The organism is Streptomyces sp. NBC_00873, from assembly GCF_045207415.1.
Lineage (GTDB): Bacteria > Actinomycetota > Actinomycetes > Streptomycetales > Streptomycetaceae > Streptomyces.
On record NZ_CP108803.1, the window covers coordinates 5,695,819 to 5,713,895 of the forward strand.

Below are 18,077 nucleotides of genomic sequence, written 5' to 3' on the forward strand. Positions count from 1 at the left end.
GCCACCGACCATGCTCCGGACCGCGGCCCCGATGGCCCGTCGCCTGCACCCTGCCCGCAGGCGGCGGGCCATCGCCGTGTCCGCACACCCCCGTACCACCGCCGGCGCGGCTGCTCCGCCCATCGCCCTCCGAGCGCCCCCGTTCAACCACTCGGCGCCACTCCGGTCATCCGTACCGTTAGTGTGGGGCCCCGTCCGAGACGCGCCAACGCCCCGACGGAGCGCGCGTGTACACCGATGCAGCCCCCGGGGGGACGCCCCCCGGACCTGGCCGGAGGGCCCGTACCTCGATGTCCGTGCACAGCCAATCGGCGGCGCCGTACGCGGCCGCCGCCGCCCCAGAGTTCCCCCGGCACGTCGTCACCGCCGTGCTCGTCGCCCACGACGGCGCACGCTGGCTGCCCACCGCGCTGGCCGGGCTGCTCGGGCAGGAACGTCCCGTACAGCAGGTCGTCGCCGCCGACACCGGCTCCGCCGACGACTCCGCGCGGCTGGTCACCGAGGCGCTCGGCGCCGAGCGCGTCCTGCATCTCGCACGCCGTACGAGCTTCGGTACGGCCGTCGACGAGGCGGTCCGCACGGCCGATGAACTCACCCCCGACGACTTGCCGTACCTGAAGCGCCCCAGCTCCTGGGACCCGGTCACCAGGAGCTGGCGCGACGACGCGTACGACCTGCCCGAACTGCCGCACGGCGAACCGGTGCAGTGGCTCTGGCTGCTCCACGACGACTGTGCACCCGAGCCCGACGCGCTCGCCGAGCTGCTGCGCGTCGTCGAGACCGACCACCACGCCGCGATCGTCGGCCCCAAACTCCGCGGCTGGTACGACCGCAAGCAGCTCCTCGAAGTCGGCGTCTCCATCGCCAACAGCGGACGCCGCTGGACCGGACTCGACCGCCGCGAGCAGGACCAGGGCCAGCACGACCAGGTCCGTACCGTGCTCTCCGTCTCCTCCGCCGGCATGCTGATCCGCCGTGACATCTGGGAGGAACTCGGCGGGTTCGACAGCAGGCTTCCGCTGATGCGTGACGACGTCGATCTCTGCTGGCGTGCGCATGCCGCCGGACACCGGGTCCTCGTCGCCCCCGACGCCGTCCTGCGGCATGCCGAGGCATCCGCCCGGGAACGCCGCCCCATCGACTGCGCCGGACGCTCCGTCGCCTCCCCGCACCGCGTCGACAAGGCCGGCGCCGTCTACACGATGCTCGTCAACGCCCGCGGCAAACAGCTGCCCTGGGTGCTGCTCCGGCTTGTGCTCGGCACCCTGCTCCGCACCCTCGCCTACCTGGTCGGCAAGGTGCCCGGCCAGGCACTCGACGAGGTCGCCGGACTCTTTGGCACGCTGCTGCGCCCCGGCAGGATCCTCGCGTCCCGCCGCAGGCGCGGCAGGGGCGTCGTGGACACGGCCGAGCTGCGTGGGCTCTTCCCGCCGCGCGGTGCGACCGTCCGCGCCACCGTCGAGCAGGTCGCCGGAAACTTCGGCAGCGGGTCCGACGCCGATTCCGGCGGCTCACGGCACGGCGCCGTCGAGTCCGGACCGGGCGGTGACGACGCCGACTTCCTGGAGATCGAGCAGTTCGCCCGGCTGAAGCGGATCGGCCGCAAGCCCGGCCCGGTCCTCTTCGCCGTCCTGCTCCTCGTCTCCCTCGTCGCCTGCCGCGGCCTCCTCGGTGGCGGCGCACTGGCGGGCGGCGCGCTGCTGCCCGCACCCGCGGACGTCTCCGACCTGTGGGGGCGGTACGCGGACGGCTGGCACCCGGTCGGCACCGGCGGCACCCAGACCGCACCGCCCTACCTCGCCGTGATCTCCGCCCTGTCCGCGCTGTTCCTCGGCTCGACCGGCTTCGCGCTCACGCTGCTGCTCGTCTGCTCGGTTCCGCTCGCCGGACTCACCGCGTACTTCGTCTCCCGCCCGCTGCTCGAATCACGACTGCTGCGAGCCTGGACGAGCATCGCGTACGCCTTCCTGCCCGCCGCGACCGGCGCCCTCGCGACCGGCCGCCTCGGCACCGCCGTACTGGCGATTCTGCTTCCGCTGATCACCCGCGCCGCCGTCTCCGCGTGCGGGATGCGCGGCCACGGGGACACCCGTGGCAGCTGGCGCGCCACCTGGGCGTACACCCTGCTCCTCACCCTCGCGATGGCCTTCACGCCCATTGTCTGGCCGCTCGCTGTCGTCCTCGGCATCGGCGTCCTCGTGCTGCGCCGCGACGACATCGCCGCCTACGGGCTCCGCTTCCTCGCCACGATCGGCACCCCGCTGCTGGTCCTTGCGCCGTGGTCGCTGTCGCTGCTCAGCAACCCCTCGTCGTTCCTGGACGAGGCGGGCCTGGACTTCGGTACGGGTACGGCCTCCGCGCTCGACCTGCTCGGGATCAGCCCCGGCGGCCCCAAGGCCGCGGGCGGCGTGCTGCTGCTCGGCATCGTGCTCGCGGCGCTGGCCGCGCTGCTGCGCGGGGAGCGGCAGTTCGCGATCCGTGCCGCCTGGGCCGTCGCGCTCGTCGCCCTGGTCTTCGCCGGGCTTGCCAACGGCTCCGGCTGGGCCGGGCCCGCCACCCTCGTCTACGGCATCGCGCTGATCACCGCCGCGCTCGTCGGCGCGGACGGTGCCCGGGTACGGGTCGCCGAGCTCAGCTTCGGCTGGCGCCAGCCCGTCGCCGCCCTGATCGCCCTCGCCGCGGCGCTGGCCCCCGCGCTGGCCGCCGCCGGCTGGATGATCGGCGGCGCCGCGGGCCCGCTGGAGCGCCGTGACCCGGTGCAGGTCCCCGCGTTCGTCGCGGAGGAGAGCAGCACCCGCGACCAGCCGCGCACCCTGGTCCTGGGCGGCAGCTCGCCCGCATCCGTCGCGTACACCCTGGTCCGCGGCTCCGGCGCGCGGCTCGGCGACGCGGAACTGGCCGAGTCGGGCGGCTCCAACAGCCACCTGGACAAGGTGGTCGCCAACCTGGTCGCGGGCTCGGGCGCCGACCAGGGCAGCCAGCTCAGCGGCTTCGCGATCCGTTATGTACTCGTACGGGACGGCGCGCCGCGCGAGATGAGCCGGGTGCTCGACGCGACCCCGGGTCTGAGCCGGCTGAGCCAGCTCGACGGCAGCGCGCTGTGGCGCGTGGACCGTCAGGTCGCCCGCATCATGATCGTCCCGTCCGGCGCCGGCGGCGAGCAGCTGCCCGTCGGCTCGGGGCCGGTCGAGGCGCACTCCAGGATTCCCGCGGGCGGCTCCGGCCGCGTCCTGCGAATCGCCGACGCCGCGGACCCCGGCTGGAAGGCCACGCTGAACGGCCGGGCCCTGACCGCCAGGACGGTGGACGGCTGGGCACAGGGCTTCGAGCTGCCCGCCGAGGGCGGCACGCTGGACCTCACGTACGAGACGCCGATCACCCACACCGCGTGGATCTGGGCCCAGGCCGCGCTCGGCGTGATCCTGCTGGTCCTGGCTCTGCCGGGCCGCCGCCGGGAGATCGACGACGACCTGCCCGAGGAGGACCTGACGGTTCCGGCCGAGCCGGTCGCGGGCGAGGGACGCCGGGCGCGCAGGCTGCGCGCCGCCGCGGAGGCGGAGGCGGCATCCGAGGACGCCGAGCCGACGCCGGACGAGGCACGGCAGAACATCCCCGCGCAGCAGTCGGCCGACCCGTACGGCGAGCAGTCCGCGGCACAGGACGCGTACGGCGAGCAGTCCGCGGCGCAGGACCCGTACGCCCAACCCGACGACGACGGCCACTACGCCCCCGTACCGCAGCAACAGCAGTACGGCGAGTGGGACACCCAGCAGTACCAGGGCGCCGACTACACGCAGTACCAGGGCGAGCAGCAGCAGGCCGCCGCCGATCCCTACCAGCAGGGCACCGCCCCGGCGTGCGACCCGTACGGCTACCCGCAGCAGCAGTACGACCAGAACCAGGGCCAGTACGACCAGAACCAGGGCCAGTACGACCAGGAACAGGGCCAGTACAACCAGAACCAGGGCCAGTACAACCAGGAACAGGGCCAGTACAACCAGAACCAGGACGCGTACGACCAGGGCCAGTACTCCGACCAGGGCCAGTACAGCCAGTACGCCCCGCAGCCCCCGTACGACCCACAGGTCCCCTACACCGCACAGCCCCCGTACGACCCGCAGAACCCCGACGAGAACCCCGCCCCGGCCCGGAACCCGTGGCCGACCGGTAACGCATCGCGAGGCGAGTCCGAGTGAAGTCCACCAGCCTGTCCCTCATCGCGGGCACCGTAGCCCTCGCCGCCGTCACCGGGTTCGCCGCGCTCACCGCGCCGGGCGACGCGGATGCGGGCGAGGCGAAAGCCGCCGTACGGCTGCCGGTGGAGCGGTCCAGTCTGCTCTGCCCGGCCCCCGGCCTCTCGGACCTCGCGGAGACGACGTACACGTCCTTCACCCCGGCGGGCGGCAGCGGCGGAGCGGCAGGCGCCGCCGAACTGATGCCGTCCGTCTCCACCACGGCGGGCGCGGGCGACGACACCACCGCCGAGACGGACGGGAAGAAGGACAAGAGCAAGAAGGCGGAGTCCGACAAGCCGGTCGTCTCCCTCAAGAAGCCGGGCAGACCGGTTACCGCCGAGGCATCCGGCTCCGACGCCCCGGCCCTGGTCGGCACCGCCACCGGCGAGCTGGCCCCCGGCTGGACCACGCAGCAGACCACCACGGTCAGCGCGGGCGCCACCCGCGGCCTGCTCGGGGTCAGCTGCACCGGCCCCGACACGAACTTCTGGTTCCCGGCCGCCAGCACCGCGAAGTCCCGCGAGGACTACGTCCACCTCACCAACCCGGACGACACGGCCGCGGTGGCCGACATCGAGCTGTACGGGCCGGACGGCTCGCTCAAGTCCGATGTGGGGGAAGGCATCACGGTCCCGGCCAGGTCCAGCGTTCCGGTCCTGATCTCCACCCTGACCAGCGAGGCGGCCGAGGACGTGACCGTCCACGTCACCACGCGTACCGGCCGGGTCGGCGCGGTCGTCAGGGCAGCGGACAACGAGACCGGCAGCGACTGGCTCGCCGCCTCCGTCAACCCGACCGGCACCCTCGTCCTCCCCGGCATCCCGGCGGACGCCACGGACGTCCGGCTGGTGGCCTTCGCCCCCGGCGAGGACGACGCCGATCTGAAGGTGAAGCTGCTGGGCAGGAACGGTGCGATCTCACCGGCCGGACACGAGGATCTTCACGTCAAGTCGAACATGACCGCAGGCATCGACCTGAAGGACGTCACCGGGGGCGAAGCGGGCTCCCTGCTGCTGACCCCGGCGGAGAGCGGACGGGCCACTCCGGTGGTGGCGGCGCTGCGCGTGGTCCGCGGCACCGGCGACAAACGGGAGGTCGCGTACATCCCGGCGACCGGGCCGGTGGGCGCACAGGCCACCGTGGCCGACAACCGGGCGAAGGGCTCGATCCTTTCCCTCACCGCTCCGGGCGCCACCGGGAAGGTGAAGGTCACGGCCTCAGCGGGCAGCGAGGGCGGCGAACAGACCGTCCAGACGTACACGGTCAAGGCCGGTACGACGACCGCCGTCACCCCGCCGGTACCGGCCGGGCTGAAGGGCAGTTACGCGCTGACGATCGAGACGGAGTCGGGCGGTCCGGTCCATGCCGCGCGCACCCTGTCCCTTCCGGAGGGCGGCATCCCGATGTTCACGGTGCAGACGTTGCCGGACGACGGCGGAACGGTCGAGGTACCCGACGCCGAACAGGACCTCTCGGTCCTGGACGACTGAGCAACGGGTTCGGGGCGGGCCGAGGCCGGCCCGCCCCGAACACCCAGGGACTCTCGTTCGGATCATGCTGGGCTCGCGGGATCTGCAGCCCGATCCGGACGACAGGACCTGGTGCCCCTCCCGGCAAGCTCTGCCCCGTCGCACCGCCCGGCACGCCCGCTCGCCGCGTTGGCCAAGCGCCCTGGTAGCTCCTTCCCCAAGCTCTCGACTCCGTTCGAGCAGGGGAGACCCCACTCAAGGACTTCCGGCCGCCCTGCGATCGCACGCACTGGCCGACGCTCCCCATGGGGCAAACATTGCCGGTCACGGCACTAGTCCTGCCCATAGCGCGGATCCACTGACTCCGGTGACAGCCCGAGCAGCTCCGCGACCTGCTCGACCACGACCTCGTGCACCAGCAGCGCACGCTCGTCGCGGTTCTTGGTGCGGATCTCGACGGGGCGCCGGTAGATGACGATCTGCGCGGGCCGGTCCTTCTCCGCGGACACCGCACGCCCCAGCGATACGGTCTCCGTCTGCGGCCCCGGCACATCGAGGACCATGAAGTCGACATCGGCCAGCTGAGGCCAGCGCCGCTCCAGCCGCTCCACCGAGTCCTGTACGAGATCACGGAAGTTCTCCGCCCTGGTGGCCGAGAGCGGCACCTGGGGCGGGGCGACGGGTCCGCGCATGCCGCGGCCATGGCGGTCACGACGGCGCGGTCGCGGCTCGGACCGCGGCTCGGACGGGTGGGGCGGCGGTACAGGACTGTCCATCACCGACGCAGCGTAACCCTCTGCGGGGCAGCCGGATCGCCCGTCACCGGCAGCACAGCGGCATGTCCGCACTTGAACATTCCGGCCAAGCTTGAGCCCGTTTCAGGCCCGGTCCGCGACCGTGGATCTCCTACGTATTGACAGCTTATGCACCGAGTGGTGACCGAAATCGTTGCCGTTGTGACCTGTGCTCCCCTCTTCCCGCGCAGGTCAGGCCAGTTGCCCGAAAGGCGGTTGTGCCGGAGGTCACAGTGCGACACGGTGGGGTGACCTGAGGGAGAGTCGTCGCAGCCCGCTCAAGAGTGCGGTACCGTCCAACATCGTGAGCCCTGTACGTCGCTGTTCGCGCACCGCGTGCGGCCGCCCTGCCGTCGCGACACTGACGTACGTCTATGCCGACTCGACTGCGGTCCTCGGCCCGCTCGCCACCTACGCCGAGCCCCACTGCTACGACCTCTGTGCCGAGCACAGTGAGCGACTGACCGCGCCACGCGGCTGGGAAGTCGTCCGGCTCACCGATCCCTCTGCGCCCACGCGCCCCAGCGGTGACGACCTCGAAGCACTCGCCAACGCCGTGCGGGAGGCGGCGCGTCCGCACGAACGCGCGGCGGAGGCCAGAGGCGGCGGCCCGCACACCGCGGACCCGATGGAGGTCGCGCGCCGCGGTCACCTGCGGGTCCTGCGCTCGCCCGACTCCTGAAGCGGACGATCACCGAACGACCACATCCCCCCGCGGGCGCGCGCACCGGCCGGGTAGTTTGGGCGGTCCGCAGGAAACTCAGGAGGACCGGCCCGTGACTGCTGATCTGTCGCAGATCGTGAAGGCGTACGACGTGCGCGGAGTCGTGCCCGACCAGTGGGACGAATCGCTGGCCGAGCAGTTCGGGGCGGCGTTCGTCGAGGTGACGGATGCGGAGGCGATCGTGATCGGCCACGACATGCGCCCGTCGTCGCCCGGCCTCTCGGCGGCGTTCGCGCGCGGCGCGGCGGCACGCGGTGCGGACGTCACCCTGATCGGCCTCTGCTCCACCGACCAGCTGTACTTCGCCTCCGGCAGCCTCGGCCTGCCCGGGGCGATGTTCACCGCCTCGCACAACCCGGCGCAGTACAACGGCATCAAGCTGTGCCGGGCGGGCGCCGCACCGGTCGGGCAGGACAGCGGGCTCGCCGAGATCCGCACCCTGATCGAGAAGTGGGCCGAACAGGGCGTACCGCACCCGGTCGCCACGCCCGGCACCGTCACGGACCGCGACACCCTCACCGACTACGCGGCCCACCTGCGGTCCCTGGTCGACCTGACGGCCATCCGCCCGCTGAAGGTCGTGGTCGACGCGGGCAACGGCATGGGCGGCCACACCGTCCCCACCGTCTTCGAGGGACTTCCGCTCGACGTCGTCCCCATGTACTTCGAACTGGACGGCACGTTCCCCAACCACGAGGCCAACCCCCTCGACCCGAAGAACCTCGTCGACCTCCAGGCCCGGGTGCTGGCCGAGGGCGCCGACCTGGGCCTCGCCTTCGACGGCGACGCGGACCGTTGCTTCGTCGTCGACGAACGCGGCGCGGGTGTCTCCCCGTCCGCGATCACCGCCCTGGTCGCGGCGCGCGAGCTCGCCCGCAACGGCGGCAAGGGCACCGTCATCCACAACCTGATCACGTCCTGGTCGGTCCCCGAGGTGGTCCGCGCACACGGCGGCACCCCTGTCCGTACCCGCGTCGGCCACTCCTTCATCAAGGCGGAGATGGCCGAACACGGCGCGATCTTCGGTGGCGAACACTCCGCGCACTATTACTTCCGCGACTTCTGGAACGCCGATACGGGCATGCTCGCCGCCCTCCACGTCCTCGCCGCCCTCGGCGGCCAGCCGGGCCCGCTTTCCGAACTGGTCGCCCAGTACGACCGCTACACCGGCTCCGGAGAGATCAACTCCACGGTCGACGACCAGCCGGCCCGTACGGCAGCGGTACGCGCATTCTTCGAGGCGCGCGAGGGCATCATGCTCGACGAACTGGACGGCCTGACGGTCACGGCACGGGACTGGTGGTTCAACCTCCGGGCCTCCAACACGGAACCCCTGCTGCGCCTGAACGTCGAGGCACGCGAAGAGCGGACGATGAGGGCGGTACGTGACGAGGTCCTGGCCCTGGTCCGCGCGTAGGTCCACTCCCGGCCCTCTTGGGCGAGCGTCCGGCCCGTCCGGCGTTCGGGAACCGGACGGGGCCAGGACGGAGCACCGGTTTCGGGAAGGGGCGAGCCCGCCGAGGAGCACCCCCCCGCCGCCCCCGACCCGCACCGCAACCCCATGCACACCACATCGCCCCACCCGCCCCACCGGCTCCGGGCCGGGCCGCACCCCCGCCACCCCGGCGGTAGGCTGACGACGCCTGATCCGCGTGAACCGAACACACACGTTCGAATGCCCGAAGGGACCCACCCCATGCCGCTCGAAGCCGGCCTCCTGGAGATCCTCGCCTGCCCGGCCTGCCACTCCCCGCTGGACGACCGCTCGGCAGCCGACAGCCCCGAGCTGGTCTGCACCGGCACGGACTGCGGCCTGGCCTACCCGGTACGGGACGGCATCCCCGTCCTCCTCGTCGACGAGGCCCGCCGCCCCGCGTAACCCCGCCGCCCCGCGTAACAGCGAGTCACGGGACCGCCGTCACCCACCGCACCGGCGACCCCGCCCCGTACACCGCAGACCTCACGCTGAGCAGCACGTGATCGAAAGGCCCGTCCCCATGCTCGACGAGTCGTTGCTCGACGCCCCGGAAGCACTGGCCCGAGCCGACCGCCGCGGTCTGCTCCGTGGCGCCGCCGAGGCCGGGGCGCGCGTCCGTACCGCCGCCCGGCACGCCGCGGAGGCCGGGATCACCGAACTGACCCCGGAGGGCCGCCCCCGCGCCGTCCTGGTCGCCGGCTCCGGCACCGCCGCATTCGGCGTCGCCGACCTGATCGCCGCACTGGCGGGCGCCTCGGCCCCCGTCACCCGTATCCCCCCTTCCGGCGTCGCACCCGCCGCGGGCGCGATGCGCTGGACGCTCCCCGGCTGGGCCGGCTCCGTCGACCTGCTGCTGATCGCCACGGCCGACGGCACCGAACCGGGCCTCGCCCTCCTCGCCGAACAGGCGTACCGGCGCGGCTGCACGGTCGTTGCGGTCGCCCCCCACCGGTCCCCGTTGCGCGAGGCGGTCGACGGGGTGAACGGCCTCGTCGTACCGATGGCGTCCGCCCCGCACGGCGAGTACGACGCCGAGACCTCGGCCGCGGGCCCCGGCACGCTCTGGGCCCTGTTCACGCCGCTGCTCGCCCTGCTCGACCGGGTCGGCCTGGTCACCGCAACCCCCGAGGCACTGCAGAGCGTCGCCGACCGCCTCGACCGCACCGCCGAACGCTGCGGACCGGCCATTGCCACGTACAGCAACCCGGCCAAGACCCTCGCTGCCGAACTCGCCGACAGCCTGCCCCTCATCTGGACGGAGGGCGACGCCGCAGGACCGGTCGGGCGACGCTTCGCCGCCGTCCTCGCCGAACTGTCCGGCCGCCCGGCCATCGCAGCCGAACTCCCGGAGGCGCTCCCCGCCCACGGGGCACTGCTGGCGGGCACCTTCGCCGCCGGAGCCGACCCCGACGACTTCTTCCGCGACCGGGTCGATGAGACGGAGCCCCTGCACGCCCGGGTCGTCCTGCTCCGGGACCGGCCCACCGGCGGCCTGAGCGCCGCCCCGGCCGCCCGCGAACTCGCCCTCGGCCACGACACGGCGATCAGCGAACTCGAACCGGAGGAGGGCACCGAACTCGAAGCCCTCGCCGAACTCCTCGCAGTCACCGACTTCGCCGCCGTCTACCTGTCCCTGGCGTCGGCAGTTCATCCCTGACCCGCTCCACCGCATCGCACGATCCCCGCATCTCACGAGGACGAAGAATCTCCATGGACCGGCTCTCCAACACCGTGCGCCCTTACGCCTGGGGCTCCACCACCGCCATCCCCGAACTGCTCGGCGTCGCCCCCACCGGCGAACCCCAGGCCGAGATGTGGATGGGCGCCCACCCCGGAGCCCCCTCCCGCCTCACCCGTACCGCAGGCACCGAGCAGCCCCTCACCGACATCATCGCCGCCGACCCCGAGCGCGAACTGGGCCCGGCCACCGTCGAGAAGTTCGGCCCCCGCCTCCCCTTCCTCCTCAAGCTGCTCGCCGCGGGCGCCCCCCTCTCCCTCCAGGTTCACCCCGACCTCACGCAGGCCAAGAAGGGGTACGAGGACGAGGAGCGTCGGTCCGTCCCGATCGACGCACCCCATCGCACGTACAAGGACGCCAACCACAAGCCCGAACTGATCTGCGCGCTCACTCCCTTCGAAGGCCTCTGCGGCTTCCGTAGGCCCACCGAGGCTGCCGAGGCGATGGCGGCGCTCGGCGTCGACTCCCTCAACCCGTACGTCGACCTGCTCGGAGCCCACCCCGAAGAGGCGGCGCTCCGCGAAGTGCTCACGGCGATCCTCACCGCCGACCCTGCGGAGATGGCGGAGACGGTCACCGCGGCGGCCGCAGCCGCCGAACGCCTCGGCGGCGCCCACGCCCCGTACGCCCGCATCGCACACCACTTCCCCGGCGACCCGGGTGTCATCGCTGCGATGCTGCTGAACCACGTACAACTCCAGCCCGGCGAAGCCCTGTTCCTCGGTGCCGGCGTTCCGCACGCGTACCTCGGCGGCCTCGGCGTCGAGATCATGGCCAACTCGGACAACGTGCTCCGCTGCGGACTGACGCCCAAGCACATCGACGTCCCCGAACTCCTCGGCATCGTTCGCTTCGAGGCGACCGACCCCGGCATCCTGCGCCCCGAGGCGTCCCCCTCCGGCGAGGAGCTGTACGAGACCCCGGTCGACGAATTCCGGCTGTCGCGCTACGACCTCTCACCTGGCGCCGCCCCCGTGGACCTGACCAGGTCCGCCCCGCAGATCCTGCTCTGCACCGCCGGTGCACCCCGCGTCGGCACGCTCGACCTCGCCCCCGGCGGCTCGGTCTTCGTGCCGTCGGACGAATCGGTCGAAGCGTCCGGTACCGGCACACTGTTCCGCGCCACAGTGGTGGCCTGACGTACCGTCCGAATCAGCGGCTGCAACAATGTCCGGCCGTACCGCGGCGCCAGGCCGCAGCATTGACGAAGGGACACCAGGCACCCATGAGTGCGTCAGGCGGAACCAAGGCGATCGTGGCGGCACTCAGCGCCAATCTCGCGATCGCAGTGGCCAAATTCGTGGCGTTCCTGTTCAGCGGCTCGTCGTCGATGCTCGCGGAGAGCGTCCACTCGCTCGCCGACTCGGGCAACCAGGGGCTTCTGCTGCTCGGCGGCAAGAAGGCCCAGCGCGAAGCCACCCCCCAGCACCCCTTCGGCTACGGCCGTGAGCGCTACATCTACGCCTTCCTCGTCTCCATCGTCCTGTTCTCGGTCGGTGGCATGTTCGCGGTGTACGAGGGTTACGAGAAGGTCCGGCACCCGCACGAGATCGAGGCCTGGTACTGGCCGGTCGGCGTACTGCTCTTCGCGATCATCGCGGAGGGCTTCTCCTTCCGGACCGCCATCAAGGAGTCCAACGAGACCCGCGGCAGGCTCTCCTGGACCCAGTTCATCCGCCGCGCCAAGGCCCCCGAGCTCCCCGTCGTCCTCCTGGAGGACCTCGGCGCCCTGATCGGTCTGGTCCTCGCCCTCGGCGGCGTGGGCCTGGCTCTCGTGACCGGCGACGGCGTCTGGGACGGCATCGGCACCCTCTGCATCGGCACCCTGCTGATCATCATCGCGATCGTCCTCGCCGCCGAGACGAAGTCGCTGCTGCTCGGTGAGGCCGCCGGCACCGACCAGGTCGACAAGATCAAGGCCGCGGTCGTCGACGGCGAAACCGTCACCCGCATCATCCACATGCGTACGCTCCACCTCGGCCCGGAGGAACTGCTGGTCGCCGCGAAGATCGCCGTCCAGCACGACGACACCGCCACCGAGGTCGCCAACGCCATCAACGCCGCCGAGGCCCGCATCCGCGAAGCCGTCCCGATCGCCCGGGTCATCTACCTGGAACCGGACATCTTCAACGAGGCGGCCGCCGCCGCGGGCATCAATCCGGCCAAGGCCCCCGACACCGACCCGGCCGATTCCGGCCACTGACCCTCCCGATCCCCCTTCCGACCGCTCCCGGCCCCGAGTGGGCTGGGAGCGACTGGGCCGATCGGTGTAGATTCGGTGACAGTGTCAGACGTCGCTGCTGATGGCGGTCGGCCGCTCCGCGCCTGCGGAGCGGGCGAGGGAGAGAGGGCCTCCGACGGACTGCGCTGCGAGCGCCCGGGCATTGCTGTGCCCGCCGTCGCAGAGCCAGCTACCCACCCTCAACCCCATGACGAGGAGCAGCCCGTTATGACGACGGTCGCCAATCGACAGGACTTCAAGGTCGCCGACCTCTCCCTCGCGGAGTTCGGCCGCAAGGAGATCACGCTCGCCGAGCACGAGATGCCCGGTCTGATGTCGATCCGCAAGGAGTACGCCGCCACGCAGCCGCTCGCCGGCGCCCGCATCACCGGCTCGCTGCACATGACCGTGCAGACCGCCGTGCTGATCGAGACCCTGGTCGCCCTCGGCGCCCAGGTCCGCTGGGCCTCCTGCAACATCTTCTCCACCCAGGACCACGCCGCCGCAGCCATCGCCGTCGGCCCGAACGGCACCCCGGACGCCCCCGCCGGCGTCCCGGTCTTCGCCTGGAAGGGCGAGACGCTGGAAGAGTACTGGTGGTGCACGGAGCAGGCCCTGACCTGGCCGAACACCCCCACCGGCGGCCCGAACATGATCCTCGACGACGGTGGCGACGCCACCCTCCTCGTCCACAAGGGCGTCGAGTTCGAGAAGGCCGGATCGGCCCCGGACCCGTCGACCGCGGACAGCGAGGAGTACGGCCACATCCTCACCCTGCTGAACCGCACCCTCGGCGAGGCCCCGCAGAAGTGGACCCAGCTGGCGTCCGAGATCCGCGGCGTCACCGAGGAGACCACGACCGGTGTGCACCGGCTGTACGAGATGCACCGCGACGGCACCCTCCTCTTCCCGGCGATCAACGTCAACGACGCCGTCACCAAGTCCAAGTTCGACAACAAGTACGGCTGCCGCCACTCCCTGATCGACGGCATCAACCGCGCCACCGACGTCCTGATCGGCGGCAAGACCGCCGTCGTCTGCGGCTACGGCGACGTGGGCAAGGGCTGCGCGGAGTCCCTGCGCGGCCAGGGCGCCCGCGTGATCATCACCGAGATCGACCCGATCTGCGCGCTCCAGGCGGCGATGGACGGCTACCAGGTCGCCACCCTCGACGACGTCGTCGCCCAGGCCGACATCTTCGTCACCACGACGGGCAACAAGGACATCATCATGGCCGCCGACATGGCCAAGATGAAGCACCAGGCGATCGTCGGGAACATCGGCCACTTCGACAACGAGATTGACATGGCTGGTCTCGCCAAGATCGACGGCATCGTCAAGGACGAGGTCAAGCCGCAGGTCCACACGTGGACGTTCCCCGACGGCAAGGTCATCATCGTGCTGTCCGAGGGCCGTCTGCTGAACCTGGGCAACGCCACGGGCCACCCCTCGTTCGTCATGTCCAACTCATTCGCGGACCAGACCCTGGCCCAGATCGAGCTGTTCACCAAGCCCGAGGAGTACCCGACCGACGTCTACGTGCTGCCCAAGCACCTCGACGAGAAGGTCGCCCGCCTCCACCTCGCCGCACTCGGCGTGAGGCTCACGACGCTCCGCCCCGAGCAGGCCGCCTACATCGGAGTCGAGGTCGAAGGCCCGTACAAGCCCGACCACTACCGCTACTGATCCGGCGCTGATCCCGTCCGTCAGCGGCGCAGCTCAGACCAGCCGGTGACCGGTCCAGAACTGCCCTGACGGACCAGCCCCACCTTCAGCAGCAGATACGAGCGCAGGCCCCCGCACCCCCGTGTCGGGGGCCTGCGTCGTACCGCACCCGCACAGCCCGAGGAACCCGAAGGACCCCATGCCCCGCGGCCGTTATTCGCTCCACGATCCCCACGACCACACCCCCCTCGGCCAAGAACATTTCCAATGCGCCCCAGGCCCCTCCGGCTGGCGCTACGTCTCCCGGACCACCGCCCCCTCGGGCGATCACCTGGGCTCCGTCGACCTCACCCTCGACGAACTCGGCCGCCCCGTTCGCCTCGAACTCCACGCCGCGAACTGGCAGATCCGAGGAGCCGCCCTCGAAGGCGTCACCTGGGTCCGCACCGACCCGATCGGTACCCATGCCACCGAAGGCAATGTCCGCGCCCACGCCTTCACCGGCACTTCCCCCGCATTCCTCGTCGCGACCTCACGACTGCTGCGCCTCACCCCCGGTTCCCCCGCGACCCGCGTCCGCCTCGTCGCCTTCACGGACCCGGTCCTCGCCCCCCGTACCGTCGACCAGTCCTGGGCCCTGGTGAACAGTGAAGCGCATGCCACTGACAGTGGCCCCCTGATGGTGGACGAATACCAGGTCAGCGCCCTGGACACGGGTGAACAGCACACCGTCCACATCGCCGGCGACGTGGTCCTCTCGGCCCCTGGCATCGAGCTCGAAGAGCTGGAATCCCCGCCCTCCCCTCGCTGAGACCGGCCGGCAATTGGGGGGCGGCGTCACGGGGCTGGGGCACGCACCTCGCGGTGTTGTCGTCCATCGCCATGTTCCCCGAGCTCTCGGCTTCGCTCGAGCAGGGGAGGCCCCATTCGCCATGGCTCAATCCTCCGCCTTGCGATGCACGCACCCCAGCCCCGCTCCTTCACCCACCCCCCAATTGCCGGTCGGTCTAAGCAGGCGGCGCAAACCCAGTGCCCGGAGTCCGCACCGGGGACCCGTCCGCCCCGGAAACCCCAGAAATCCCAGAAGACCCAGGGATAACGGGTTCCACAGGAGCCAGCCACTCCATGGACGCCGATGCAGCCCGCACGCCCCCCGCGCCCTCCACGCCGCTCTGTCCGTCCGCAGGCAGACCCCCGACCTCCGGGGAAACTCTCTGCGCAGCGGCGAACACCCGCCGCGCATCGCGTGCCTGCCGCTCGTTCACCACGCCGGCCAGATAGGCCGCAGCCGGTACCCCTTCCGGAACGGGAACCCCCGTACGCGCGGCCAGCTCCCCACTCAGACGCGTGGCCATCGACCACCCCACCTCCGCATCGAGCTGGTTCATCCGCGTCAGGTACTGCCGTATCGCCAGCCACAGCTCGTCCGGCACCGCCGACAGATCAAGCCCGGCGAACCGCCCGACCACCCATGGCGGCGGAGGCGGCACGGCGACACCCCGCCCCGACGGCACCCGTTCCCGTACGACGAGCGTCCCCGCGAAGACATCCCCGAGCCGCCGCCCGCGCGCCGACACCAGCGACGCGATGGATGCGACGACCCCGAGCGTCATCAGGATCTCGACAACCCCCATTGCCCCGCGCACCAGCGCGTGCCGGAACCGGATCGGCCCGCCGTCGTCCCGCACCACCCGGAGCCCGCACGCCAGCTTCCCCAGCGAACGGCCGTGGCTGAGCGTCTCCACCGCGATGGGCCCGCCCACCAGCACGAGCAGAAACGTGGCGACGGCAATGGCCGCGTTCGCCGCCTCGTCCAGCGTCACCGTCGCGACGGTCAGCCCGATCGACACCAGGATGAAAACCGTCCCCACCACGACGAGATCGATCGCCAGAGCCAGCGCCCGGCTCGGCAGTTTCGCCGGCCTCAGCCCCAGCACGACCGCGTCCCCGGTCACAAGCTCACTCATTGCCGCCCACCCTTCGCCGACCTTCCCTGCCCCTCGGGAGCTCAGTCTGCCAAGCTGACCCGCAGCGCGCCGCAGTAGTACGGACCCGTACGCACCCATGCCTGGAGCAGCAGCCGACCATGGATCTCGACGTCTTCGTGACAGCCCACCGCACCGAGTGGGACCGCCTGGACCACCTCCTGCACCGCGGGCGCCGTCTCACCGGCACCGAAGCCGACGAACTCGTCGCCCTTTACCAGCGGACGGCCACCCATCTCTCACTGATCCAGTCCAGCGCCCCGGACCCGATGCTCACCGCGCGCCTCACCCAGCTCGTGGCCCGCGCCCGGTCCACGGTGACGGGCACCCGCCGGGCCACCTGGCGCGACGCCACCCGCTTCCTGACCGCCGGCTTTCCCGCAGCGGTCTACCGCTCCAGGCACTGGTGGATACCCACGGCCGTCCTCTCGACGCTCCTGGCCGCACTCATGGGCTGGTGGATCGGCACCCACCCGGAGGTCCAGGCGGCGATCGCCGCCCCTGAAGACCTCCGTCGCATGACCAGCCCCGGAGGGGAGTACGAGACGTACTACTCCAGCCATCCGGCCGCTTCGTTCGCCGCCCAGGTCTGGACGAACAATGCTCAGGCTGCCGCGATGTGTCTGGTCCTGGGGGCGTTCCTCTGCTTGCCGGTGGTCTGGATCCTCTTCGTGAACGTACTCAACCTCGCAGTCGGCATCGGCCTGATGTCGTCGGCCGGCCGACTCGACACCTTCATCGGCCTGGTCCTCCCGCACGGCCTGCTCGAACTCACCGCGGTATTCGTCGCAGCCGGAACAGGCCTCCGCCTCGGCTGGACGGTCATCGACCCCGGCCCGCAGACCCGCCGCTCCGCCCTCGCGCAGCAAGGCCGAGCCGCCATCGGCATGGCCATCGGCCTGGCCCTGGTCCTGTTCGTCTCGGGCGTGATCGAAGGTTTCGTCACCCCCTCGGGTCTCCCTACCTGGGCCCGTATCGCCATCGGTATCGCGGCCGAACTGGCGTTTCTCGCGTACGTCTACATACTCGGCGGCCGCGCGGCCCGAGCCGGCGAGGCAGGAGACCTCGACGCCACCGAGCGAAGCGCCGAGCTCCCGGTCGCTGCCTGATGTGCGTATGACCCCGCTGACCTGCTAGTCTTCTCCTCGCCCCGAAAACCATTGACATGGTGGACGTGGGGAGGTAGATTTTAACGGTTGAGTCGGACTGGACAGGTTCGAGCTCAAGAGCTAGTGTCTACCTCGCTCTCAACGGAAACCGAGTTTCCGCAGAGCCGTTGACCTTATCTGGAGCAATGAAGCCGATTAGATCGGCCGAAATGCTTCTGATAAAGTCGGATCCGCCGAAAGGCAAAGGCCACTCCAAAGGCCACCGGAATCAAATTCGGACCGGAAACGGAAACGAAAAAGAGTCTGGTAAGGTTGGAACCGCTGGAAAGGGAAACGCGAAAGCGAAGAACTGGAAAGCGCAGTAACAAATCTTCTGCTTCGCAGAGGGCCCGCTTCGACCGGGAATCGGACACGAAAGAGTCTGATAGAGTCGGAAACGCAAGACCGAAGGGAAAGCCCGGAGGAAAGCCCGAGAGGGTGAGTACAAAGGAAGCGTCCGTTCCTTGAGAACTCAACAGCGTGCCAAAAGTCAACGCCAGATATGTTGATACCCCGGCCTGCTTCGGCAGGTTCGAGGTTCCTTTGAAAGTCCTGCCGGGCCTCACGGTTCCGGTAGGCAATTACACAGCGAGGACGCTGTGAACGATCGGTCCTATTCCG

Annotated in this window: 13 protein-coding genes; 11 read left to right on the forward strand and 2 right to left on the reverse strand. The window is 70.9% G+C overall.

The window, feature by feature from the left end; all coding sequences use genetic code 11:
* Positions 1 to 290: 290 nt before the first annotated feature.
* Both OH809_RS26445 and OH809_RS26450 read left to right on the forward strand, forming a co-directional pair.
* A complete protein-coding gene (locus OH809_RS26445; protein ID WP_406420151.1) occupies positions 291 to 4,196 on the forward strand; it encodes a glycosyltransferase in 3,906 nt (1,301 codons plus the stop codon).
* Positions 4,193 to 5,725, forward strand: coding sequence for a DUF5719 family protein (locus OH809_RS26450; RefSeq protein WP_406420149.1), 1,533 nt, complete (start codon positions 4,193 to 4,195; stop codon positions 5,723 to 5,725). Before OH809_RS26445 ends, OH809_RS26450 begins: the two co-directional genes overlap by 4 nt.
* A gap of 311 nt (positions 5,726 to 6,036) precedes the next feature.
* On the opposite strand, the gene OH809_RS26455 is transcribed toward OH809_RS26450, so the two are convergent.
* Entirely contained in the window at positions 6,037 to 6,480 is a 444-nt protein-coding gene (locus tag OH809_RS26455; protein WP_406420147.1) for a metallopeptidase family protein, read from the reverse strand.
* Positions 6,481 to 6,802: 322 nt separating this feature from the next.
* On the opposite strand from OH809_RS26455, the gene OH809_RS26460 reads away from it, so the two are divergent.
* The 8 genes from OH809_RS26460 (at position 6,803) to OH809_RS26495 (ending at position 15,134) form a co-directional block, all read left to right on the forward strand.
* Complete coding sequence (locus OH809_RS26460; RefSeq protein WP_406420145.1) at positions 6,803 to 7,180, forward strand: DUF3499 domain-containing protein; 378 nt, start codon at positions 6,803 to 6,805, stop codon at positions 7,178 to 7,180.
* 94 nt (positions 7,181 to 7,274) lie between these two features.
* Positions 7,275 to 8,639, forward strand: a complete 1,365-nt coding sequence (locus OH809_RS26465) for a phosphomannomutase/phosphoglucomutase (RefSeq protein WP_406420141.1) — start codon at positions 7,275 to 7,277, stop codon at positions 8,637 to 8,639.
* 279 nt (positions 8,640 to 8,918) lie between these two features.
* A complete protein-coding gene (locus OH809_RS26470; protein ID WP_030927015.1) occupies positions 8,919 to 9,101 on the forward strand; it encodes a Trm112 family protein in 183 nt (60 codons plus the stop codon).
* 118 nt (positions 9,102 to 9,219) lie between these two features.
* Positions 9,220 to 10,356, forward strand: coding sequence for an SIS domain-containing protein (locus OH809_RS26475; RefSeq protein WP_406424968.1), 1,137 nt, complete (start codon positions 9,220 to 9,222; stop codon positions 10,354 to 10,356).
* 53 nt (positions 10,357 to 10,409) lie between these two features.
* The gene (gene manA, locus OH809_RS26480; protein WP_406420139.1) at positions 10,410 to 11,576 is read left to right on the forward strand and encodes a mannose-6-phosphate isomerase, class I; all 1,167 of its coding nucleotides are present in this window, start codon (positions 10,410 to 10,412) and stop codon (positions 11,574 to 11,576) included.
* 86 nt (positions 11,577 to 11,662) lie between these two features.
* Entirely contained in the window at positions 11,663 to 12,640 is a 978-nt protein-coding gene (locus OH809_RS26485; protein ID WP_406420137.1) for a cation diffusion facilitator family transporter, read from the forward strand.
* Positions 12,641 to 12,886: 246 nt separating this feature from the next.
* Positions 12,887 to 14,344, forward strand: a complete 1,458-nt coding sequence (gene ahcY, locus OH809_RS26490; RefSeq protein WP_406420135.1) for an adenosylhomocysteinase — start codon at positions 12,887 to 12,889, stop codon at positions 14,342 to 14,344.
* Positions 14,345 to 14,522: 178 nt separating this feature from the next.
* A complete protein-coding gene (locus tag OH809_RS26495; protein WP_406420133.1) occupies positions 14,523 to 15,134 on the forward strand; it encodes a hypothetical protein in 612 nt (203 codons plus the stop codon).
* A 196-nt stretch (positions 15,135 to 15,330) separates the two neighbouring features.
* Here the strand turns inward: OH809_RS26495 and OH809_RS26500 are convergent, their stop codons facing one another.
* Entirely contained in the window at positions 15,331 to 16,290 is a 960-nt protein-coding gene (locus OH809_RS26500) for an RDD family protein (RefSeq protein WP_406420131.1), read from the reverse strand.
* A 119-nt stretch (positions 16,291 to 16,409) separates the two neighbouring features.
* Here OH809_RS26500 and OH809_RS26505 point away from each other — a divergent pair, with 119 nt between their 5' ends.
* Positions 16,410 to 17,417, forward strand: coding sequence for a stage II sporulation protein M (locus tag OH809_RS26505; RefSeq protein WP_406420129.1), 1,008 nt, complete (start codon positions 16,410 to 16,412; stop codon positions 17,415 to 17,417).
* Positions 17,418 to 18,077 lie beyond the last annotated feature (660 nt).

Bases quoted from the DNA above. Each gene is read 5' to 3' on its own strand.
- OH809_RS26445 (WP_406420151.1), top strand. From the start codon at position 291: ATGTCCGTGCACAGCCAATCGGCGGCGCCGTACGCGGCCGCCGCCGCC.
- OH809_RS26455 (WP_406420147.1), bottom strand. From the start codon at position 6,480: ATGGACAGTCCTGTACCGCCGCCCCACCCGTCCGAGCCGCGGTCCGAG.
- OH809_RS26470 (WP_030927015.1), top strand. From the start codon at position 8,919: ATGCCGCTCGAAGCCGGCCTCCTGGAGATCCTCGCCTGCCCGGCCTGC.
- OH809_RS26475 (WP_406424968.1), top strand. From the start codon at position 9,220: ATGCTCGACGAGTCGTTGCTCGACGCCCCGGAAGCACTGGCCCGAGCC.
- manA (WP_406420139.1), top strand. From the start codon at position 10,410: ATGGACCGGCTCTCCAACACCGTGCGCCCTTACGCCTGGGGCTCCACC.
- OH809_RS26485 (WP_406420137.1), top strand. From the start codon at position 11,663: ATGAGTGCGTCAGGCGGAACCAAGGCGATCGTGGCGGCACTCAGCGCC.
- ahcY (WP_406420135.1), top strand. From the start codon at position 12,887: ATGACGACGGTCGCCAATCGACAGGACTTCAAGGTCGCCGACCTCTCC.
- OH809_RS26495 (WP_406420133.1), top strand. From the start codon at position 14,523: ATGCCCCGCGGCCGTTATTCGCTCCACGATCCCCACGACCACACCCCC.
- OH809_RS26500 (WP_406420131.1), bottom strand. From the start codon at position 16,290: ATGAGTGAGCTTGTGACCGGGGACGCGGTCGTGCTGGGGCTGAGGCCG.
- OH809_RS26505 (WP_406420129.1), top strand. From the start codon at position 16,410: ATGGATCTCGACGTCTTCGTGACAGCCCACCGCACCGAGTGGGACCGC.